Annotated in this window: 18 protein-coding genes and 1 pseudogene; 12 read left to right on the top strand and 7 right to left on the bottom strand. The window is 59.4% G+C overall.

From position 1 onward, the window contains the following. The 3 genes from EAH78_RS20360 to EAH78_RS20370 all read left to right on the top strand — a co-directional run. On the top strand, positions 1-986 hold a 986-nt coding region (locus tag EAH78_RS20360), incomplete at its 5' end, for an efflux RND transporter permease subunit (protein WP_140669125.1). 26 nt (positions 987-1012) lie between these two features. Next, the gene (locus EAH78_RS20365; protein ID WP_140669126.1) at positions 1013-1525 is read left to right on the top strand and encodes a hypothetical protein; all 513 of its coding nucleotides are present in this window, start codon (positions 1013-1015) and stop codon (positions 1523-1525) included. Positions 1526-1549: 24 nt separating this feature from the next. After that, positions 1550-1840 carry a cupin domain-containing protein gene (locus EAH78_RS20370; protein WP_140669127.1) on the top strand — a complete coding sequence of 97 codons (291 nt, stop codon included), beginning with the start codon at positions 1550-1552 and terminating at the stop codon, positions 1838-1840. 250 nt (positions 1841-2090) lie between these two features. Here the strand turns inward: EAH78_RS20370 and EAH78_RS32815 are convergent, their stop codons facing one another. Then, positions 2091-2636, bottom strand: coding sequence for a hypothetical protein (locus EAH78_RS32815; protein WP_140669128.1), 546 nt, complete (start codon positions 2634-2636; stop codon positions 2091-2093). A gap of 213 nt (positions 2637-2849) precedes the next feature. After that, positions 2850-3170 (bottom strand): annotated as a pseudogene (locus EAH78_RS32820) (phosphatase PAP2 family protein); the annotation flags it as partial. A 467-nt stretch (positions 3171-3637) separates the two neighbouring features. Here EAH78_RS32820 and qhpR point away from each other — a divergent pair. The 9 genes from qhpR to EAH78_RS20425 all read left to right on the top strand — a co-directional run bounded on the left by qhpR (position 3638) and on the right by EAH78_RS20425 (position 15463). Beyond that, positions 3638-4648: an AraC-like transcriptional regulator QhpR gene (gene qhpR / locus EAH78_RS20385; protein WP_140669129.1), complete on the top strand. Its 1011-nt coding sequence runs from the start codon at positions 3638-3640 to the stop codon at positions 4646-4648. A gap of 283 nt (positions 4649-4931) precedes the next feature. Next, positions 4932-6293, top strand: a complete 1362-nt coding sequence (locus EAH78_RS20390; RefSeq protein ID WP_240051914.1) for a flavin monoamine oxidase family protein — start codon at positions 4932-4934, stop codon at positions 6291-6293. After that, positions 6290-6682: a c-type cytochrome gene (locus EAH78_RS20395; protein ID WP_140669131.1), complete on the top strand. Its 393-nt coding sequence runs from the start codon at positions 6290-6292 to the stop codon at positions 6680-6682. Before EAH78_RS20390 ends, EAH78_RS20395 begins: the two co-directional genes overlap by 4 nt. After that, positions 6679-7062: a hypothetical protein gene (locus tag EAH78_RS20400; protein ID WP_140669132.1), complete on the top strand. Its 384-nt coding sequence runs from the start codon at positions 6679-6681 to the stop codon at positions 7060-7062. The genes EAH78_RS20395 and EAH78_RS20400 overlap by 4 nt, the downstream gene beginning before the upstream one ends. Before the next feature lie 66 nt (positions 7063-7128). Continuing rightward, positions 7129-8493, top strand: coding sequence for a DUF1329 domain-containing protein (locus tag EAH78_RS20405; protein WP_140669133.1), 1365 nt, complete (start codon positions 7129-7131; stop codon positions 8491-8493). Between the two features lie 30 nt (positions 8494-8523). Continuing rightward, positions 8524-10377, top strand: a complete 1854-nt coding sequence (locus tag EAH78_RS20410; protein WP_140669134.1) for a DUF1302 domain-containing protein — start codon at positions 8524-8526, stop codon at positions 10375-10377. Between the two features lie 64 nt (positions 10378-10441). Next, positions 10442-12802: an efflux RND transporter permease subunit gene (locus EAH78_RS20415; protein ID WP_140669135.1), complete on the top strand. Its 2361-nt coding sequence runs from the start codon at positions 10442-10444 to the stop codon at positions 12800-12802. Between the two features lie 14 nt (positions 12803-12816). Then, positions 12817-13785 carry a WD40/YVTN/BNR-like repeat-containing protein gene (locus EAH78_RS20420; protein ID WP_140669136.1) on the top strand — a complete coding sequence of 323 codons (969 nt, stop codon included), beginning with the start codon at positions 12817-12819 and terminating at the stop codon, positions 13783-13785. Positions 13786-13825: 40 nt separating this feature from the next. After that, positions 13826-15463 (top strand): 3-(methylthio)propionyl-CoA ligase, encoded by a 1638-nt coding sequence (locus EAH78_RS20425; protein ID WP_140669137.1) that lies wholly within the window; start codon positions 13826-13828, stop codon positions 15461-15463. Positions 15464-15543: 80 nt separating this feature from the next. Here the strand turns inward: EAH78_RS20425 and EAH78_RS20430 are convergent, their stop codons facing one another. From EAH78_RS20430 to EAH78_RS20450, 5 genes are all read right to left on the bottom strand, one after another. Further along, positions 15544-16992, bottom strand: a complete 1449-nt coding sequence (locus tag EAH78_RS20430; protein WP_140669138.1) for an arylsulfatase — start codon at positions 16990-16992, stop codon at positions 15544-15546. Positions 16993-17050: 58 nt separating this feature from the next. After that, entirely contained in the window at positions 17051-17881 is an 831-nt protein-coding gene (locus EAH78_RS20435; RefSeq protein ID WP_140669139.1) for an SDR family NAD(P)-dependent oxidoreductase, read from the bottom strand. A gap of 57 nt (positions 17882-17938) precedes the next feature. Further along, positions 17939-19507, bottom strand: coding sequence for an AMP-binding protein (locus tag EAH78_RS20440; RefSeq protein ID WP_140669140.1), 1569 nt, complete (start codon positions 19505-19507; stop codon positions 17939-17941). 117 nt (positions 19508-19624) lie between these two features. Then, positions 19625-20893 carry an acyl-CoA dehydrogenase family protein gene (locus EAH78_RS20445; protein WP_140669141.1) on the bottom strand — a complete coding sequence of 423 codons (1269 nt, stop codon included), beginning with the start codon at positions 20891-20893 and terminating at the stop codon, positions 19625-19627. 144 nt (positions 20894-21037) lie between these two features. Further along, positions 21038-22534, bottom strand: coding sequence for a DUF1254 domain-containing protein (locus tag EAH78_RS20450; RefSeq protein WP_140669142.1), 1497 nt, complete (start codon positions 22532-22534; stop codon positions 21038-21040). Positions 22535-22539 lie beyond the last annotated feature (5 nt).

The following is a 22539-nucleotide window of genomic DNA, read 5'->3' on the forward strand; positions in this document are numbered from 1 at the left end:
AACTGCGTGCCGACTCGCGCTACAACCGCGACAACGCCTACATCACCGCCAATTACTCGCTGTCCAGCGATCAGTTCGCGGTCATGGTTAAAACCGCCAGCGAAGGTTGCCTGAAGTACGAAACCCTGGTGGAAGCCGACCGCCTCGGCTGGTTGCTGCAACAACAACCGGGCGTGCAGACCACCGTTTCGCTGGTCAATGCGGTGCGGCAGATCACGGCGGGTTCCTATGAGGGCAACCCGAAAATGCTGACCATCGCCCGTAATCAGAATGTGCTCAATTACGGCGCGCAGCAGGCCTCGGTGAACAACCCGGAACTGTTCAACAGCGACTGCTCGATGATGCCGGTGATCGCCTACCTCTCGGACCACAAGGCCGAAACCCTCGATCACGTGGTGAAAGTGGCCGACCAGTTCGCCCGCGAACACAGCAACGACGATCGCCAGTTCATGCTCGCCGCGGGTAGCGCCGGGATCGAAGCGGCAACCAACATCGTCGTGCGCGACGCCAACCGGACCATGCTGTTCTACGTGTACGGCGCGGTAATCGTGCTGTGTTTCATCACCTTCCGCAGCTGGCGCGCGGTGGTGGTGGCGGTGGTGCCGTTGATGCTGACCTCGATTCTCTGCGAAGCATTGATGGTCTGGCTCGGCATGGGCGTGAAGGTCGCGACCCTGCCAGTAATCGCCTTGGGCGTCGGCATCGGTGTCGATTACGCGCTGTACCTGCTTAGCGTCCAGTTGGCCCAACAACGTGCTGGTCTGTCGTTGACCGAAGCCTACAAAAACTCCGTCGCGTTCACCGGCAAAGTGGTGGCGCTGGTCGGCATCACGCTGGCGGCAGGCGTCATCACCTGGGCCTGGTCGCCGATCAAATTCCAGGCCGACATGGGCATCCTGCTCACGTTCATGTTCATCTGGAACATGATCGGGGCGTTGGTGTTAATTCCTGCCTTGTCACATTTCCTGCTCCGACGCGCACATTAAAACAAGACAAACAGTGGAGTAACTGTATGACGGCTGTGGAATATCCTGCGTGGATTCGCGAACTGCATGAGAGCGAGATATTTGGTGAAGCCCTTGCGCTCGCGCTGATCGAGGTGGCGAAAAGCGAACGCGATCAATACCACTTTGGTACTTTGCTGCAACTTGAAACCGAAACAAAAGCGCGCTTGCGGCCCTTCTTGTTCAAGTACGGTGTACCTCTGAGCGAGAACATCGACCTGAGTGATGTTGGAGCCATTGTCAGCGCCTATCAGTCAGCCGCTAACCTCCAGGAATTTGCTGGCGGCATTAAACCTGTTGTTGAGAACTTCCTGTCGCGCTTTGAACAGATCGCGCGCATTTGCCCCGAAGAGGATCGCGACATCGCCAAGTCGATGGTTCGTCACGAGTCAGCCATCCTCAAATGGCTGACCATGGAAAGCACGTGCCATCCGCGTGGCTCTCTGGATGACATGATCGGAGAGTTGCGCTACCCCTTGCCGACAATTGAAGTTTTGCCAGAGAAGAAGGAGCATCCATGATCACCTATTCATCCGCAAACAAAGATGATGAACTCGTTTACATCGGCCCGCGTGGATCTTGGTGGGGGAGAGGCTCCACTCACTACAGGTCTTTTTGAAGTCACGAAAGGCCGTTTCCGTTTCACTTATCCCTTTAGCGAGCTGGCAACGTTAATTGAAAGTCAAATCGAGATAACCGATGAATCAGGCGATAGTGTCACCTATGAGGGTGGCGATGGACGTAGCTGGTTTATTCGCAAGGGAGCAACTGTGGTCTGGGATGTGAAATCAGAAAAAGCGTGCAAGAGCTTTTTTTCTGCCACTACGGATATTTAGGTGCGCATGGATGCGCTGATGAGCTGACGTATTTCCTGCTTTACCGCGTAACTTTAAATGCAGCAAAAAAGAAGCCCGGCATGCGATGCGCTGCCGGGCTTTTTGGTTCTGGCTTGGTTGACTCGCACTCAGTGGCAAATCATCGGCATGCCTGAATAGACCCAGTATGCCGTGGATGTGATGCCGCAGACCCAGGCAATGGCCTGCCAACGTCTGTTTTGCCAGAACCACTTGCGCAGATAATTTGTCATCACCGTTGCGCCGCCGCTCTACGCACGCCAGCGACCGCATAACAAATGCCGACGAAATAGACGAGGATGCTGAGTCCCTGCGCAGCGAGCCACAGGTTCTTTCCAGTCTGTACCGGTTCGAAATAGAAGTTTGGCCAGATCTTGTTGCCGACATAAAAACCCACGCCGGCAGTCACCAGTTCGGCGATCAGGCCGTATGCGCAAAGTTTGGCTGCAAAGCGTTCAAGGCCGCAAACGCTGTGCGCCGAGTCTTGGCGGATCGCGGCCAGATAGCACAACCCGATAGCGATCATGCCGAGGCTGCCAGTTTTGAGCGTCATCTCGGCCAGGACGGCCGGGCAACCCCACCACAGCGTGACGTTCTTGAGGAACACCGGGCCGACATCGCCCTGTTGAGCGCCGACCATGTAGTGCAGGATCGGGATGAAACCGACTGCAAATCCGGTGATGAACAGGCCAAGGCCCCAGCGGATGAAGGTCCAGCCGACTTTGGCGGGCGTAACGGCTGCTTCGTCACCGACGATGGCCATTGTTGCGTTGTTCATAGGAAAGTTTCCTGTGGTAGGGAGGGGCACCACTAAGGGTGAGTGGCGAGTTTCTGTGTCTCTGTCTGGCAGACACGTGCCTGTTTCAGACCTTTCGCACATACCGCTGCGAGTTCCCGCATCGGCGAGGAATACAGGATCAGCGTGCAGAGGAGCGACTGCGGCGGCGCCGATAATTCGCCCCGCGTCGACATCGCTTTGCCAGTGCACATTGCAAATCACCCGGCTCTGTCCATAGGAAAAACCTCGTGCCAGAAGGACATCGGTACGCTCAGGTGCTATCTCGGACAGGATCAGTGCCCATACCCAGCCGATGGCGCTGTGGCCGGAGGGATAGGAGCCGTCTTTTTTCAAGGGTTCCGCGTCCGGGGCACAGATGGGTGCCTGATTCACCGCCAAGGGTCGTGTGCGAATGTAAAAATTCTTGGCTGAATAGGTCGCCAGTCCGGCATCCGTCAGCGAGCGACGCAAGAGTTGATAAAGGTAGGGGGTGTCTTCGCTGCTGACCGGGGCATTCAATGCACAGCTGTGCATAACCTGGAATTCGGCACTCGGAGCACGATCAATGCAGCGAGGCAAAATTCACCGATGGCTTGAGACAGGCGTAGGGATTCACCGCCTGGCAATCATTTCGGGTCTGGCGTAGCGACTCCAGCGAGACTTCGTCAAGTCGAGTAGAGATGACAGCCACCATCGCTATCAGTGATGCAACGACGCACAGCATTATTGTTATTTTCATCGGTTCACCTGCTCTAAAGCGCTGAGTGATGGAACGTACTGTTGTGTCTTGACTTTATTCGGGTTGAAAACGACTTCCCCCCCCTTGGTGGGGGGGATAGGACTGGCTAAAATTCCAGTTGGATGCCCCGATCGAAGAATATTTGCAAAATGTTTCACGACCTTTAGGATGGTTTCAGATTCGGCCATGTCATCGAGACAGGGACCGTGAGCCCTATAAGAACTACCTGCCCGGAACAGGGCTTCATTCGGCGTTGTCCAGCATGTCCAGACCCAGTGCCCAGACCATCTTCGCCGAGAGCTTCTTTCGCGTGAATGCACAACTGTTCGCCCCGTTCCTGGCCGAGGCCGGCCTGGAAGAGCGCATTTTGCATACCCCCGATGTGGAGATTCCCGCCGCGAATTATGTCGAGCTCTGGGAGATCCTCGGGCGCAGAGTGGATGCGTCGATCGGCCTGCGCATCGGCATTCAGACTGTCAGCACCGCCCTTGGCGCCTATGGTCAAACGATACGCAGTGCGCCGACCATGCTCCTGGCGCTGCGTTGCATGAGTCATTTTGCCGTGGTGTTTGCTCATGCTATTCGGGTGGATTTCGAAATCGACGGGGGGCAGGTCATCCTGTCTTACCAGTGCACCGATCCGACCATCACGCGGCGCCGCCAGGACTCCGAATTCACCATTGGCTTCTTCCTCAGCCTTCTGCGGGAGATCACCGAGAATCCGCGATTGACGCCGCAGCGGGCCGACTTCGAGCATGAAAGACCGACCGATTGGTCGTTACATCGAGACGTGCTTGCGTGCCCGTTACATTTCAAGCAGCCGGACAACCGCCTTTATTTCCCGATTGAATTGTTGGAGATGCCGGTACGCACCGCCGATCCACGCCTGTTCCAGGCACTGGAACCCTTCCTCGAACAGCAGCGGCAGATCAGGGCACCCGTTGGCGATCTGATCGCCGAACTGGGGCGTCATATCGCCAGCAGCCTGAGCAGCGGCGGGGCCAGCCTGGAAATGGTGGCGCAGAGCATGGGCCTGGGACCGCGCACACTGCAACGGCGTCTGGCTGAGCACCAAGTGGAATTCAGGCTGCTGGTCGAAGACGTGCGCCGTTCACTGGCCGAAACCTATGTGGCACAGGACCATTACAGCCTGACTGAAGTCGCCTTGCTGCTTGGTTACGCCGAATGCAGTTCATTCAGCCGAGCTTTTCGTCGCTGGACTCAAGTCTCTCCTCAGCAATATCGCCTGCAAACCAAGGCCAACCTCGTGTAATTTTTTTTGCAGCTGACGTCAGATGTCAACGGCTCTGACGCACGCTGGCAAGCCCTTGCGCACCTCCACTGTTAGCTTCTGTTCCAGGTGGGCATGACCTGTCCCGGCTGGCGTCGTCTGGCTCGGTCGGGGCTTTTTAGCTGCGCTGCATGCCCGCCACCCATAACAAAAAAAGAGGTGTGGGCTAATGGCAGAGCATGAGAACGGCGCAAAGGGTGTCAGCCGTCGCAAGTTTTTGCACGGTGCCGGAGTAGGCGCGGTGGCTGTCGCAGGGGCAGGGGTTATGACTCAAGCCACGGCGGCATCCGGTGATAAATGCAAGACAGTGGGTTGCGACTATGACGTAGTGGTGATCGGCGGCGGCTTCGCCGGTGTCACCGCGGCTCGGGACAGTCGCAAGAACGGCTACAAGACTTTGCTGCTGGAGGCACGCAGCCGCTTGGGCGGGCGTACCTTCACCTCCGAGTTCGACGGCCACAAAGTCGAGATGGGTGGCACCTGGATTCACCAGGCGCAGCCCTTCGTCTGGGCCGAAAAAGAGCGCTACGGCCTAGAGGTACTGGAAACTCCGGTCAGTGGCGCGGTGCTGGACAAAGAAGAGTACGTGGTCAGGGTCGGCGACACGACCCACACGCTGAGTGGCGAGCAATTGCTGCCGCTTTACGAAGCACTGGATAGCTTCTACGCCGAGGCACGCCAGGTCTGGGACCGCCCTTACGACGCTCAATATACTTGGAACGAAATCACCCGCCGAGATAAGCGGACAGCACAACAACGGCTGGATGAACTCACGCTCAACCCAGTGCAGCGGGTGGCGATCGACAGCTTTGTCGGCGCGACAGCGCATGCCCCACTGGACCAGGCGTCCTACGTCGACATGCTGCGCTATTGGGCGCTCTCTGGCTGGAACCTGCAGGGTTTCAACGACGCTGTCGTGCGTTACAAGCTCAAGGACGGCACCGTCGGTCTGATCAACAAAATGATCGAAGACGGCAAGCCGGAAGTGCGCCTGTCGACCCCGGTCAAAAAAATCGAGGATAAGGGTGACCACACGGTGGTGACCACCCAAAAAGGCGAAAAAATCGTCGCTGCCAGCGTCATCATCGCGTTGCCAATGAACGTACTGCCAAACCTGGAATTCTCCCCGGCATTGGACCCTGCACTGATCGAGGCTGGCAAGCAGAAGCACAGCGGCAAGGGCATCAAGTTCTACATCAAGGCCAGGGGCGGGTTTACCAAGCTGGCGAAGGTCACCGCCATGGCCGACTCCAACTACCCGGTCAACCTGGTGATGGCGCACTACGTGAGTGACGACTACACCCTCTTCGTCGCCTTCGGCAACGATCCAAGCAAGGTCGATATCTTTGACATCAAGGCCGTCCAATCAATTCTGGAACCGCTCTTCCCAGGCATCCAGGTCGAGAGTACCCACGGCTATGAATGGACACTCGACCCTTACAGCCTCGGCACCTACGCCAGCTACAAACCGGATTGGTTCGAGAAGTATTACGCGCACTTCCAGAAGGACCGCGGCCGCATTTTCTTCGGCCAGGGCGACCACGGCGAGGGCTGGCGCGGTTGCATCGACGGAGCAATCGCCGCCGGCGGCAAGGCGGCCCAGCGGACCAAGGAGATGCTGGGATGATTGGTCGTTACGCCCATCATCTGTGTGTCGCACTCGGGCTGCTGGGGTTGATCAATCTGCCCGCGCAGGCCGCTGAAGCCTGCGACCTGGCTGCCGGCCAGAAGCTCTTCGAAACCCGTTGCACAACCTGCCATTCACTTGCCGAACACAAGGTCGGGCCAAAGCTCGGCGGTGTATTCGGTCGCAAGGCAGGTTCAGCCCCAGGCTTCACCTATACGCCGACGCTGGAGCAGGCCGGCTTCACCTGGAATACGGAAAAGCTCGACGCGTTCCTCAGTGGCCCCATGACGTTTCTGCCCGGTACTGCCATGGCCTTTGGCGGTCTGCGACAGGCAGTGGATCGTCAGGCGCTCACATGCTTCCTCAGTCAACAAGGACCCCACTCATGAGCATCACGATCTACACCAAACCCAAGTGCCTGCTAACCGTAGCTGTCGCGACACTACTGCTGATCGACCCAAGCCTGATCTTCCGCTGGGTGGGCATGCCACTGGGGGCCGACGGCATGCTCCTTGGCCGACTCCTCGGCGCTACGTATCTGGCTGTCGGTCTGGGCTTTTGGTTTATCAGCAGTCTCGAAGACCTGCCCCGGCGCGACTCGCTGTTGATGATCGGCTCCGATCTTGTGTGTGCCGGCATCATTGTTCACGCGGTCATGACGGGTTCGATGAACCCGCTTGGCTGGGGTCTGGCCGCCGTCTACCTGGGGTCAGCCCTGGGCTTTGGCTGGTGCGCCAGTCAGGTTGCCGGCAGGCAGGCCTGCGCCTGATCCACGTTTCGCCCCGGCGTCATGCGCCGGGCGCTCCTGCACAACAATTACAATGGGAGAGTGATCATGAGTTTTCATTTCAAGAAGTCCCTGCTGTGCAGCGCCTTGGTGGCACTGTTCAGTACTGGCGGCGCCCAGGCAGCGACCTTGGCCGATCTCGCCCGGTTGGGCAACGATCTGACACCGTTCGGAGCAGAAAAAGCCGGTAATGCCAACGGCAGCATTCCGGCCTGGAACGGCGGACTCACCCAGGCTCCGGCGGGCTGGAAACCTGGCCACGGCGACCCTTATGGCGCCGACAAACCGCTGTACTCCATCAATGGCAAGAACCTCGCGCAGTATCAGGCACAGTTGCCTCCCGGCCAGGTGGAGCTGATCAAGGCCTATCCGGGCTACCGCCTGGACGTCTACCCGACGCACCGCAGCTGCACCTTCCCGACGGAGATTGCCCAACGCACCAAAGCGTTCGCGGCGCAGAGCAAGATCGGCAGCGACGGCTGGAACCTGGAGCAAGCGGCCGGCGCTGCGATTCCGTTCCCAGTGCCGCAGAGTGGCATCGAGGTGATGTGGAACTACAAGCTGCGCTACATGGCCAAGGGTCGTCGAGCCCAGGTGTCGATGTTGCTGCGCGAGAAGAGCGGTGAATTGTCCGAGCTCAAACAGTGGGCCAGCGAGTATTACCCCTACAACGATGCGGCTGTGAAAAGTCCGGTCGATGCCGGCGACTATGAAGCCAAGATGCTTTACGACGTGCTGACACCGCCATCGCGGGCCGGCGAGATGTATCTGGTCCACGGCTACCTCGACAAGCCGCAGGACTCCTGGATCTACTTCCCCGGCCAACGCCGCGTACGCCGAGCGCCGTCCTTCGCTTACGACAATCCGATTGCCGGCACTGACAGCCTGTACTTCGTCGACCAGATCAACATGTTTACCGGGGCGATGGACCGTTATGACTTCAAGCTGATCGGCAAGAAGGAAATGATGGTGCCTTACAACTCCTACAAGCTGGTCGACAAGAGCAACACGTACGAGAACCTGATGGGCCAGGACTACCTCAATCGCGATGCCCAACGTTATGAGCAGCACCGGGTCTGGGTGGTGGAAGCCACGGTGAAGGCCGATAAACGTCACTCATTTGCCAAGCGCGTGTTCTTCGTCGACGAAGACAGCTGGGCGCTGTTGCACGTGGACATGTACGACGCCAAGGGCAATCTCTGGCGCGTGCAGGAAGGCAGTCTCTGGGCCAACCCGCAGACCCAGTCCTGCACGGGCTTCGAGTACGTCAGCTACGACCTCGTCGCACGGCGCTACATCGCTGACGGTTTTACCCAGGAGGGCGAGGTGCTCGACCTGACCGCGGGCCTCGAAGGCCGGGTCAGCGACAAACTGTTCAACTCCAACGAACTGCGCCGCAGCGGCGAACGTTAAGCAGCAATAACTCCGCGTAAAGGTAGAGCTATGCACAACAATAAAAAAGGCGCGGCCCAAGCCGCGCCGGGCTTCGCGCGCGCTAAAAATAGTCTGACTCTGGTAGTAATGGCCGCCTCGAGCCTGATGTGGATGGATGCCAGTCATGCCATGCGCTTTGGCTCCGAGGACGGCATTTCCGGCAGTTTCGACTCCACACTGTCATACGGCTTCGCCTCGCGCCTGCAATCGCCTGATTGCCATTTGCTCGGTGATGACAGCGGTGGCTGCAACGATGGCAGCAGTACCGGGTTGGGGGAGTTCTACAACCTGAGCAGAGGCAACGGTTACGCCAATGCCGACATCAATTACACCAACTCCGACGACGGTGATCTGAACTACAACAAGCACGATGTCTTCTCCGAAGTGTTGAAGGGTACTCACGAGCTGAGCCTGAAGTTCGGCGATGGCTGGAGCGCCCTGGGTCGGGTCAGTTGGTCGAAAGACTTCAAGATGGACAACACCCGGCGCACCGAGCTCGATGACAATGCCGACCGCGAAGCCACCGAACGCGTCGACCTGCTCGACCTTTGGGTGGCCAAGAGTTTCGACCTGGGCGAGATGCCGGCCAAAGTCAAGGTCGGTAACCAGGTCATCAGCTGGGGCGAAGAGATTTTCGTCACAGGCGGCATCAACCAGATCAACGCCCTCAATCTGACGAAATACCATACGCCCGGCACCCAATTGAAGGAGGTTTTCATCCCGGCACCGATGGCCTCGTTTAACTTGGGGCTGACGGACAACCTGAACCTTGAGACCTACTACCAGTTCAAGTGGAACGCGTATGGCATAGACCCGGTGGGCACCTATTATTCCAACTCAGATGTGGTGGGTGAGGGCAACCGGCCGATCTACTACTCGACCAGTACGGTCGATGGTCTTCTCGGCGCGGGGACCTGTGCCTCGCTGACACCTACCGGTCGTTGCGGCGAGCCGTTGATCAGCGGCCTGGACGACGCCACGCTGGTTGCCAATGGACTGGCGGTTCCCTATGCCGGTGAGCGCTCGGCCAAGAACAGTGGCCAATATGGTCTTGCCCTGCGTTGGACGGTGGAGGAAATCGCGACCGAGTTCGGTTTCTTCTACGAGCGCTATCACGACAAGCTGCCGTTCGTGGGTTACACCGCGACGTCCAATCCGGATGCGTTGCTGATCGACAACTACTTCTGGAATTACGGCGAAGACAAGAACCTGTACGGCCTGTCGCTCAATACCATGGTCGGCCCGGTGGCCGTGGGTGCGGAGTTGTCCTACCGCCCGAATGACAGCGTCGGCATCGACCCCACGGTGCCCTTTGGCCGGGCGTTCACCGGTGAATTCAACAAATTCAGCGTGTACGACACCGGGACCAGCAAAGGCTTCGTCGAAGAGAAGAAATGGCAGGCCCACGTGAATGCCATCTACACCTTTTCGGCTAACGACCCACTCGGGTTTATCCCGACCAGCCTGGGCGCTTCCGACGGCTTCCTGCTGACCGAAGCGGTGATTACCCATTATCCGGACCTGGATACCTCGGGTCAGACGCCTTACTTCCTGCCCGACTATTCGCTGCCGGACAGAACTTCATGGGGTTATGTCACCGAGTTCGGCATCAACTACCCGAATGTGTTCGGCACCGGGATTACGGTCACGCCGCAGCTGGACTTCACTCACGACGTCAACGGCACCTCGCCAAACGCTTTACCGTTCGTAGAAGGTCGCAAGTCGTTGACCAGTTCATTGCTGTTCAACTACCGCGACCGCTGGAAAGGTGGTTTGCAATGGGTGCAGTACTGGGGGGGCGGGGATAACAACCTGATGGCTGACCGTGATTTCTTGAGCGGCAACATTTCCTACTCGTTCTGATGTCGTGCCTTCCCTCGGCCACGGGCTGAGGGGAGCTCATCCGCGTTTTTCAGGAAGGCTCACCATGCTGGCTTCTCTAGTGCTCGGTCTCGAGCGGTTCTTTTTTCGGCGTCGTCTGTCGACCCTGGCGGTGCTGGCCCTGGTCACGCTGGTCATGGCCGGTTTCGCCTCGCAACTTCGCATGTCGGCCGGTTTTGACAAGCAGCTGCCACAGCAGCACGAATTCATTCAAACCTTCAACAAGTACCGGGATGTGCTGTTCGGTGCCAACCGCGTCATCGTCGTGTTGCACGCCAAAAACGGTGACATCTGGAACACGCAGGCCATGACCCGGCTCTACGACCTGACCCAGACGCTGTTCTTTATGCCGGGCATCGACCGGCGCACGGTCACCTCGCTGTGGACGCCCAATACCCGCGCGGTACAGATCACCGAAGAGGGCATGAAGGCCGAAGACGTGATCGGCGGTGACGTCACCGTGGGCACTCTTAACGAACAGGCGATTGTCGGCATCCGTGATCGCACCATCGTGGGTGGCTTTGTCGGCAGTCTGGTGGCCAACGACTACTCCGGCGCCATGGTGGTGGCCGAACTCGCCGACCCGGACCCGCAGACGGGTAAACGCCTGGACTACCTGGAGTTCAGCAAACGCCTGGAAGACGATGTCCGCGCCCAATATGCCGACAGCGCCTATGACGTGCAAATCATCGGTTTTGCCAAGCAAATGGGGGACATTGGCGCCGGCGCAACCAGCGTCATGGGCTTCTTCGCGCTGGCCTTCCTGCTGACCCTGGCCGCCGTGTATTGGTACACCCGCTCCTGGGTGCTGACTTTCCTGCCCCTGTGCTGTTCGCTGGTGTCGGTGGTCTGGCAGTTCGGCACCATCACGTTGCTCGGCTTCGGCCTTGATCCGCTGGCGATTCTGGTGCCGTTTTTGGTATTCGCCATCGGTGTGTCTCATGGCGTGCAGCAGGTCAACTTCATCTCCAAGGAAGTGTGCAACGGCGCCGATGCGATGACCGCCGCCCGCCGCAGTTTCAGCGGTTTGCTGATCCCTGGCACATTGGCGTTGATTACCGCCTTCGTTGGTTTTGCCACCTTGGTGCTGGTGCCGATTCCGATGATTCGCGAACTGGCGATTACCGCCTCGGTCGGGGTCGCCTACAAGATCGTCACCAATCTGATCATGTTGCCGGTGCTAGCCAGTTTCTTCCATTTCGATCAGGCCTACGTCAACCGGGTCAAACGCCTGCAAGCCTGGCGCGATGGCTTGATGAGCAAACTGGGGCGGCTGGCTGAAACCCGCAATGCGGCGATCGGCTCGGTATTGTGCCTGGTGCTGCTCGGTATTGCCGTTTGGCAGAGCCAGGGTCGACATGTCGGCCACGTGCTGCCGGGCGCGCCCGAGCTGCGAAGCGACTCGCGCTATAACCTGGACGTGGAAAGCGTGGTCGGCCATTTTGGTCTGGGGCTGGACCTGTTTACCGTGGTGGTCGAAACGCCGAAAAACGGTTGCTACCAGCATGAAGTAATGGCTTACGCCGATCGACTGACCTGGTTCCTGGCCAACGTGCCGGGCGTGTTGTCGGCGCAATCGTTGCCGGCACTGACCAAGCTCTCAGCCTCGGGCGTCAACGAGGGCAATCCAAAATGGGCAGCGCTGCCGGTCGATGAACTGAGCATCGGTGAGGCGGTGCGCCAGGTGCCCGAAGTGTTGCGCCTTTACAACGCCGATTGCACGGTACTGCCGATCAACCTGTACCTGGCTGATCACAAGGCAAGCACCCTGAAAACCGTGGTCGCGGCGGTGCAGCAGTATCGGACGGAACACCCCATGAACGGCATCACCGTGCGTCTGGCCAGTGGCAACGCCGGGGTGCAGGCAGCCACCAACGAAATCGTCGAAACCTCCGAGTTGCCGATGATGCTTTATGTGTACCTGACCATCGTGCTGCTGGTGTTTCTGGTCTACCGCGACTGGCGGGCCATGGTTGCCTGCTGCGCACCGCTGACCGTGGCGACCTTCCTCGGCTATTGGTTCATGAAGTCGCTGGACATCGGTCTGACCGTTGCCACGTTGCCGGTGATGGTGCTGGCGGTGGGCATTGGCGTGGATTACGCGTTCTACATCTATAACCGCCTGCAACTGCACCTGGGCGAAGGACAGAACATCGTCACGGCGTTCAAGCTAGCCCTGCGCGAGGTCGGCGTGGCGACCATTTTCACTGCGATCACATTGTCCATCGGCGTGGCGACCTGGTCGTTCTCGGCCTTGAAGTTTCAGGCCGACATGGGGCTACTGCTGACCTTCATGTTCATGTTCAACATGTTGATGGCGATCACGCTACTCCCGGCCATCGCGGTGATGCTGGACGTGCTGATTCCGCGGCGGGGGCCTGTCCGTGCGCCTCTGATTGCGCATTGATCGAGGGATGTGAAATGTCGAAAAAAACGATTTCGCTGCCGCGCCTGCTAGCCATTGCTGCGTTGTTCGGCCTGGCAGGTCAGGTGCTCCATAGCCATGGCGCCGAGCTATCGGCCATGCGCCTGGCCCAAGTACAACAGGCGCCATTGGTGGCGGTTACTAAGGTTGGCACGGGCTTGGTCGCCGTCGGCGACCACGGTGTAGTGGTGCTCTCTAGCGATGGCAAACAGTGGCACCAGGCCAAGACCGTCCCGGTGGATGGGCTGTTGACGGCGTTGAGTTTCGCCGATGGGCAAAACGGCTGGGCCGTGGGGCATGGCGGGGTGTTGCTGCGCACCGACGACGGCGGTGAAACCTGGGCGTTGCAACCACCTCTGGAAGGCAAGCCGGTGCTGCTGTCGGTGTGGTTCGAAAACCCTCGGCACGGCATTGTCGTCGGCGCCTACGGCTACGCCAGTGAAACCCGCGATGGCGGTCGCAGTTGGATGCGCCTGAGCGTGAGCAGCGACGGCGACGATTACCACCTCAACCAGATTTTTGCCGGGCGCAATGGCCACCTGTTCATTGCCGGCGAGGGCGGCAGCGCCTACCGGTCTCCCGACAATGGCAGGACCTGGGAAACCCTGGATACCGGCGTCAGCGGCTCGTTGTGGGGAGGTGCGAGCCTGCGCGACGGCCGCGTTGTGGTGGTGGGCATGAGCGGACGAGTGCTAGTCAGCGAGGATCAGGGCGATACCTGGCAAACCAGCGACAGCGGCAGCCAGGAAGCCATCACGGCGGTCGGCCAACTCAGCGACGGTCGCCTAGCGCTGGTGGGCAATGGCGGGCTGGTGGCTGTCGCCGATCAGGGCTTGCAGCACTTCCAGGCACAGGTCCGCGCCGACCGGCAGAACCTCGCCGCACTCGCGCCGCTCGACGATGGCCAACTTGCACTGTTCGGCCCACAAGGTGTGTTGAAGCAAGATCTGACGGACAGCCAGTAATCGGCGCACTTACACAAGAATCTGAAGGGAGCACGAAACGATGCTGGGCTTGATGCAAGACCAACCGCTACTGATTTCATCGGTTCTCGAACACGCGCTCACCGCGCATCCACGAAGCGAAATTGCCTCGCGCACGGTCGAAGGGCCGTTGCACCACTGCACCTATGCCGACATCGGACGGCGTGCCAAACAACTGGCCAATGCCCTGACCGCGCTGGAGGTGCAGCCCGGCGAGCGGATCGGCACCCTGGCCTGGAACGGTTACCGGCACATGGAGCTGTATTTCGGTGTGTCGGGAATGGGTGCGGTCCTGCATACCATCAACCCGCGGCTGTTCCCTGAACAAATCGAATTCATCGCCAACCACGCCGAAGACCAGTACCTGTTCTTCGAACTGTCGTTCGCCGCGCTGGTAGAACAGCTCGCGCCACGGATGAAGACCGTCAAAGCCTTCATCGCCCTGACGGATCGCAACCGGATGCCGGACATCGAGGTGCCCAACCTACTGTGTTACGAGGACTTGATTGACGGCCAGAGCAGTGACTTCGACTGGCCTGTGCTCGATGAAAGGGCGGCCTCCTCGATGTGCTACACCTCGGGCACCACCGGCAATCCGAAAGGGGTGCTGTTTTCGCACCGTTCCTCGATTCTGCATTCCCTGGGGCTGTGCACCTCGGAGGGCTTTGGCCTGTCGTCGGCGGACTCGGCGTTGCTCGTGGTGCCGATGTTCCACGTCAATGCCTGGGGCATGCCCTACGCGGCAGCCATGTGCGGCGCCAGGCTGGTGCTGCCAGGACCGGCGCTGGACGGCGAGAGCCTCTATGAACTGATGCGTACCGAACAGGTGACACTGGCGCTTGGCGTGCCGACGGTGTGGATGATGTTGCAGCAACACGTCGAAACCCGTGGCCTGGACCCCGCGGTGGACCTGTGCCTGAACCGGGTGGTAGTTGGCGGGGCCGCAGCACCGAGGACCTTGGTCGAGACGTTCGAAACTCGTTTCGATGCACGGGTGCTGCATGCCTGGGGCATGACCGAGATGTCGCCACTGGGTACCGTATGCAACCCGCTGCCCAGACACCGCGATGCTTCGCTGGCCGAACGGCTTGACCTGCAGGCCAAACAGGGTCGGGCACTGTTCGGCGTGTCCATGAAGATCGTCGACGAGGAGGGCGCCGAGCTGTCCCGTGACGGCAAGGCCTCCGGCCATCTGCTGGTCAAGGGGCCGTGGATCGCCAACCAGTATTTCCGGGGCGAGGGCGGAAGCATCCTCGATGAGGCCGGCTGGTTCGACACCGGTGATATCGCCACCATTGATGCCGATGGCTACATGCAGATCACCGACCGCGCCAAGGATGTCATCAAGTCCGGTGGCGAGTGGATTTCCTCGATCGACCTGGAGAACGCCGCCGTCGGTCACCCAGCGGTGGCCGAGGCGGCCGTTATCGGTATTCCCCATGCCAAATGGCAGGAGCGACCGCTGCTGATCGTGGTGATCAAACCCGGCAAGAAAGCCAGCAAGGAAGAACTGCTGGAATACCTGGAAACCCGCGTAGCGAAGTGGTGGCTACCGGACGACGTCGCCTATGTCGAGGCACTGCCACATACGGCAACGGGCAAACTGCAAAAAATGAAGTTGCGCGAGCAGTTTCGTGACTATCGCTTGGCGCAGGAGTGATCGAGCGGATTCACATCAAGAGTTGCTGGCTCCCGAGATAGATCGGGAGCAGCACACCTATGACGATTTCTACACGCACATCACCCTCCGAATTTCGTCAAATTGACAGCCTTGGGATTTGGATATTGCTCGAGTGACTTCCGGTATTCGCCGATCAACTTCATATAAGGAGCCAGGGTCCAGGCGTTCACCGCGACAGTATTGAGCTCTTCGCGGGGGTCCTGCTCTATATTGAAGATCGATGGATAACCGGTCAGTTCGGCGCGGTAGCCACCAATGCCGGCCATGGCTGGATTGCCAGCCGAGCTGATGAACTGTTTCGGATAGATGCGGAACTGCCGCCAACGCACGGCAACGATCTCGTCACCGAGGAAGGTGATCAGGCTTTCACGCTTTGACGCGGTCTGCTTGCCGAGAACGAGATCGCTTTGGTCGACGCCGTCGATTGGCCGATCTGCGGGAATCGCTGCGCCAATGATCTTCGCCAATGTCGGAAAGATATCGTGGATGGACACCATCGCGTTGCTCGTCCGTGGCGCGATCCTGCCTGGCCACTTGATCATGGCCGGTACACGCAGTGACCCTTCCAGTGCATCGCCGAGCTCGCCACGGAACGGGCCGTTCGAGCCACCGCGAAACTCTGCCGGCCCCTCAGTCGGTGCAGCGCCATTGTCGGACAGCCAGATCACGATGGTGTTGTCTTCGACACCGGCGGTCTTGATGGCGTCCAATACCTGGCCGGTGCGGTGATCGAGCTCCATGATCGCGTCACCATAGGGACCAATCCGCGACTTGCCGTCAAACTCGGGGGCGACGAGGGACGGGTAGTGGGTATTCGTCCAGCCGACGAAGAGCAGGAACGGCTCAGACGCTTTGGCCTGGCGCTGAATGTATTCCACCGCCGAATCAGCAATATCTGCCTCCACCTGGCGGCGGTAATCGATCGTATAAGGGCGGACTTTCTTCAGATCACCATTGGGCCCGGACTCCCAGATACCAGGCTCGGACGCCGCGATAACTGCCTCAGGGAGTCCGCTGCGCTGCATGCCACCGCGATACAGTGTGCTGTCGCTGGATTCAACTACCCCGACCCGGTACTGGTCAAAACCCTGGCGGGTCGGCCAGCTTTGCTCGCTCGCGCCAAGATGCCACTTGCCAATGTAACTCGTCGCATAGCCCTGGCTTTTGAACAGTTCCCCCAGTGTCACTTCATTGGCCTGGAGCGTATTGGGCGTACCCGCGACGATGATGCTGCCAAGGCCTGAACGTGGTGAATAACGTCCAGTTTGCAGCGCGGCGCGGGAGGGCGTGCAACCGGGCTCTACGAGGAACTGGGTAAAGCGCACGCCTTCGCTGGCCAACTGGTCGATGCGCGGGGTCGGCATACCCCGAACCTCTCCCGCACCATAGGCGCCAAGGTCACCATAACCGACGTTGTCGGCGAGCATGACGACGACGTTGGGTTTGTCCTGGGCATTTGCGCAACCCATGAATGCGATCAGGAACGGCAGTAGCCGGATACGTTGCATTGTCTGCACTCCACGGGTACGCACTAATGTCACCGTTTTTCATCAATCGGTCGGTTTCCTACTGCTCGGCGTAAAGCCACTTGCGGTTGCGGTACAGGTAGGCAATCAGACGGAAATAGCTTTCCGGCATCCAGCGCTTGAGTCTCCAGGCCCATCTGGCGTCGGGCTGAGTCATGACGTAGAGGCGACCCTTTTCCAGTGCGCGAAACACATCGTCGACAATGTGTTGGGAGGTGAATCGGGATTTTTTTAGTTGGGCCAGCAGGCGTTTTTCCATGGCGCGTTCGCTGGTGAGCGAGTCGCCCAGGGACGTCGCGAACACGGTCGGGCACACGACTGTCACGCCGATACCAAAGCCGCTGAGTTCGGACTTGAGGGTCTCCGACAGCGACACGACGCCAGCCTTGGCCACGTTGTAGGGCGACATTTCAGGCCCGGACAACGTCCCGGCGCTCGAGGCGGTATTGATGATGCAGCCGCCGCCCTGATTCTTGAGCAAAGGCACGAAGGCCCGGCAGCCGTAAATCACGCTCCACAGGTCGACATTGATGACTTTTTCCCACTCTTCCAGGGGCAGGTCGTCGATCAACCCGGCAGACGCAATGCCGGCGTTGTTGAACACCAGGTCGACGCCGCCCCACAGTTGCTTGACGGTGTTGGCTGCGTCCTGCAACGCCTCTTGTCGGGTGACGTCCAACACCATGCTGAAGGTCTCGGCGCCGTGTTGGCGCAGCTGCGCCTCAGCCTGCTCCAGTCTTTTTGCGTTGATGTCAGCGATCAGCAGTTTCCAGCCTCTGCTTGCGAGGTGCATGCAGATGGCCAGACCAAAACCGCTGGCGGCGCCCGTCACGAAGGCGCGTTTTGCCGGGTATTTCTGTTCGAGTTTCATGATTGCTCGCAATGCCGTTGTCGTTGCTGAAGTGAGCGGGCATAGACGGGGGAGTACTCAGTGCACAGCCCTGGTCTTGCCTTCCCAATACGCTTTACGCAGTTCGGTTTTCAGTACCTTGCCCGCCGGGCTACGCGGTAGCTGCTCGATGAAATCGACACTCTTCGGTGTCTTGACACTCCCCAGCCGTTCCTTGACCAGCGCTATCAGGTCATCTCCCGTGCAGCTCCGGCCAGGCTTGAGCTGGACGATCGCCTTCACCGCTTCGCCCCATTTATCGTCAGGAATGCCGATTACAGAGCAATCCTGAACAGCATCATGGGTCGTAAGTACCTGTTCGATCTCGTTCGGATAAACGTTGAATCCGCCGGTGATGATCATGTCCTTCATACGATCGACAATCGTGATGTAGCCGTCCTCTGCCATGACCCCAACGTCGCCTGTGTGGTGCCAGCCCTGCTGACGGACTTCAGCAGTCGCCTGCGGATTCTTGAAGTAGCCCGGCGTCACCAGATCGCCGCGGATGCAGATTTCCCCCGCGGCACCGCGCGCCACTTCCTCACCTTCGTCATTCAGGATGGCGACGGTATTGAGTACACACGGCCGGCCAATGGATTGCAGGCGTGTTTCATTGATCGTGCCGTCCGCGCCGATGTAGTCCCAAGGCGCCTTGGCGGTAATCGCCGCCGGTGCTTCGGACTGGCCGAACGCCTCGGACATGACCGGGCCGAACACCTGCACGGCTTCCTTGAGTTTTTCCAGCGACGTCGGCGCAGCGCCGACCAGGAAATGCTTCAGCGAGCTATAGTCGCGCTGGCGGATGTCGGGCAACGCCAGCAGCATGTACAGCACGGTCGGCGGCAGGAAAAGGTGGGTGACCTTGTAGTGTTCGATCGCGTCGGCCACCGCTTCAGGGCCCGCGCCGGCCATGATCGCGTTGGTTCCGCCGCGCGCGAAGTGCAGGCAGCCGGTGAGGCCGGCGGTATGGGTCATCGGCGCTACCACCAGATGGCAGGTGCTGTCGTGATAATCGAAGTGCGCGTAGAAGTTGCTGAAGAAGGTGTGGATGTTGCGATGGGTAATCATCACGCCCTTCGACTTTCCGGTCGTGCCACCGGTGGGGTACAAGGCAAAGGTATCGTCCAGGCTGCCGGTTCCCACGGCGGGGGTAAAGTTCGCCGGCGCACCTTGCGACCACGCCGCCAGAGACGTCCCCACACCGCAATCGCCGTCGATGCAAACAAGCTCGCGAAGGCCAGGGCAGCGTTCTTTCAGTTGCGCCGCCTCAGTGGCGTAGGTGCTATGGAACAGCAGCAATTCGCCTTCAAAGTCATTGAATAGGTCCGCATTGGCTGACACCGTATTGCGCGGATTGACCGGCAGCCAGACACACCGTGCGCGGAACACGCCCAGCAGCGCTAGGAATGCCACAGTGCAATTGGGCGCGAGAATACCGACATGACCACCGGCGCTAAATCCGTTGTGGGCGATTGCGCCGGCAATGGCTTGCGTCACGGGTGCCGCTTGGGCATAGGTCACTGCGCTGGCATCGTTGCCAACGTCGACGAAGGCCCGATTGTTCGGGTAAAAACGTACTGCGTTATCGAAGTGATCGATGATCCGCATGGCAAATGCACTCCATAAAACGTGGTTTCCACAACGACTGGCTTTTTCGACACAGCGTTATCCTCGGGCTGCACATCTGGCAGCCCGGGAATGGGGTGGACGGGGTCGGTGGGGGAATCAATTGGCGCGTTGGTAGGCGCGGCTCAGCCAGCGCATGCCCTTGAGCTTGAGGACGTTGGTTTCGCCATCCTCGATCATCGATGCCCGGGCGTCGCGCATGAGCTTCTCGATCGGGTATTCCTTGGTCAGGCCATTGCCGCCGAACAGTTGCAGCGCTTCGCTGGCCACCTGGAACGCGGTTTCGGTGACATAGGTCTTGCTGGTAATCGAGGCCAGCAGATGAGGGCCCTTTTCGCTGTAGTTGTAGGCGAACACGCGATGCGCAATAGCGCGCGAAAGCTCGACTTTTTGCCACAGGTCGAAGGTGCGCAGCTGCACGCTCTGATGGTTGATGATCGGTGTGCCGCCTTGTTTGCGCTCGTGCACATACGCCAGTGCATGCTCAAAGGCTGCGCGCGCTACGCCGGTGAAGGTCGCCGCCATTTCCATGTTGCCGAACGTCAAGGCACCAAAGAAGCTGGTGATGGCCGCTTCACCTTCGGCGAGGGCATATTTGCGGGGCACACGGACTTCATTGAAATAGATCTCACCCTGGGGCAGGGCGCGCTGACCGAGTTTTTCCAGCGGTTTGCCTTTCGAGACACCTGGCAGATCTAGCGGAATGAGAATGGCGATGTGATTCAGGCCAGCGCCATTTTCCAGGCCATCGCCGTAGTCGCAAGGAATGTAGGCCAGCGCTGTCTGGGCCAGCGGCGCATACGACACCCATGCCGAGGACTGGCCTTGAATGATCACTTCGTCACCAACGACCCGCGCGTAAAGATTGCCGCGCGACTGCTTGTTGCCACGCTGGACCAGGTCGGCGTCGATGTCGACGATGTCGCTGCCACGGTCGGGCTGGGTCGCGAGCCAGCAGCCAGGGAGTGAACCGAATCGCTCGATGATTTCAGGGTTGCCGCTGTTGTGCGCTGCATACGCCGGGAACGAGGAGGCCAGTGTGGCGATGGCCAGGCCCGAATCACCCCAGCCAAGCTCTTCAAAGATGATCGGCATGATGCGCGATTTCTGCTGACTGTCCATTGCCGCCAGTGCACCCAGATCGAGCAGGCCCGATTCGTGCACCTGACGCATGTAATCGAACAGGGGAGAGCCCGGCGCAACCACTTCTTCGGCAGTCATTTTGTCCAGCTCAGCGCCAATCGGGCGCATGACGTTCTTGGCGAAGCCGTGCGCCACTTCCTGAATGGCCCGCTCTTCTTCTGTCAGATCGCTTTCCAGACCGCAAAGACCCAGAACAGGCTCGACAATTTTCTCCAGATCGAACATCGATAATTCCTCTTGTTATTGTTCCAACCGATTGATTGAGAGTAATCCCGTAACGAAAACCCCGGCTTATCGAATCGGGCACAGCGCTTGTCTCTGCGCCCCTGATTTGAAATGGCTCGACAGGCCGGAGTCGGCACGATGGAGTTACGGCTTCACTTCCTCGATCTCGCCTGGCCGCCAAGTCTTGTTGAACCACGGCTCAAGTGGCCCGTAGAGACGCAGCACGGTGTTCCAGCCTTTGCCCGGCGTGGTTTGAACCCAGTTGCTTTCCTTGCCGGGCGGCGCTTTGGGGCCGAAATACAGGTCCACCGATGTATCGGGGTTGAGCACGATGCCTTTCCTCTCGCTGCCGATACTCGGGAACTGCTGGTCGGTCTGCAGCATTGAGCGAGTCTGATTGTCGTAGAGCACGACCGACCAGAAGTTCTTCGCCGGGATATTGGGCGGCAGGTGCAGCCGGTAGGTCTTGGCTCCATCGAAGGGCTGCTGGTTGGCGTCCACGAATGCGGTTGCGTACTGCGACCCAACGCCCACCATTTTGGCGATCATCGCAGGCGTGTTGGCGGTGGCGTAGAAGTAGAAGTACGTGCGTGGATCGAGCAAGCGCACGCCGTCACGCTCGTAGCGATGGCTGCCACCGACGAAGGGTGTACCCCAGGCGCTGTTCGGGTAGAAATACGAATCCTTGATGCGCGAGCGGAAGGTGAGCGTGCGTGCTGTGGCGCTGCCGACGGCTGCGGCCTCGGTGAGGATCTTTTTCATCCGCTCGTCAGGCGCGAACGGTTTGCCTTTCTCGATGCCGATAGCGGCCAACACACCGAGCGTTTCCGGGTCCATCGCCGCATTCGATTCCTCCTGCACCACTTCGTTGACCTCGTCAAAGAAGGTGATGTCCAGGGCATGGATGGTATTGAACGCCTTGCCGGAGACATTGACGAAGTTCGTCGGCGGCGGGGTGGTGGTGGCCTGCGCCAGTGGATAGATGCGCAGGTGCTGCTTGATGTTCTCGACGCCAGGTTTCGGGTCGCCATTGAGCTGAAATGCCCGGGTGATGAATATGTTACCGAGAGTCGGTGACCTGAATACGAAATAGCCTTCTGGCACAGGGCCGTCGTATCCCGGCGGCAGCAACAGGTACTTGCCGCCCTTGCCTTTGTCGGGTCCGGCGTTGCCGAGGTCGCCGACGTAACGGAACCAGAAGTCGTCGATGATGCTGAGCGTGTTGGGTGGGCTTTCGATGACGATCGGTCCGTCCTTGAGGTCAATCCAGGCCCAGCCGTAGATGTTTTCGCTGTTGCCCGTCAGGAACAGCGACTTGGCGTCCATCAGGTTCTCGAACAGCGCAACGGTCTGGTTGGCCGGTCCGAACTGGGTGATGCCCTTGCGTATCGCGGACAGCGAAGCCGCGGGCATGGCCGTAAGGAATGCCTGCACGCCGCGCTGGAAGTCGAGGTTATCGTAGACCTTCTGTACCGTCGCCTCGTCCGGGAAACCGTCGTTGAACCTGAGGGGGCCGAGCCGCGTCTCGAGGCTATTGGGTGTCACGATCGAAGGCGGGATGTCCGTTTTGTAGGTCTGGGCGAATGCCGACGACACCGTGGATGCACCGAGCAGCATGAGGGTTGCAAGTCTGATGTTCATGTATT

Source organism: Pseudomonas arsenicoxydans (assembly GCF_006438915.1).
Lineage (GTDB): Bacteria > Pseudomonadota > Gammaproteobacteria > Pseudomonadales > Pseudomonadaceae > Aquipseudomonas > Aquipseudomonas arsenicoxydans_A.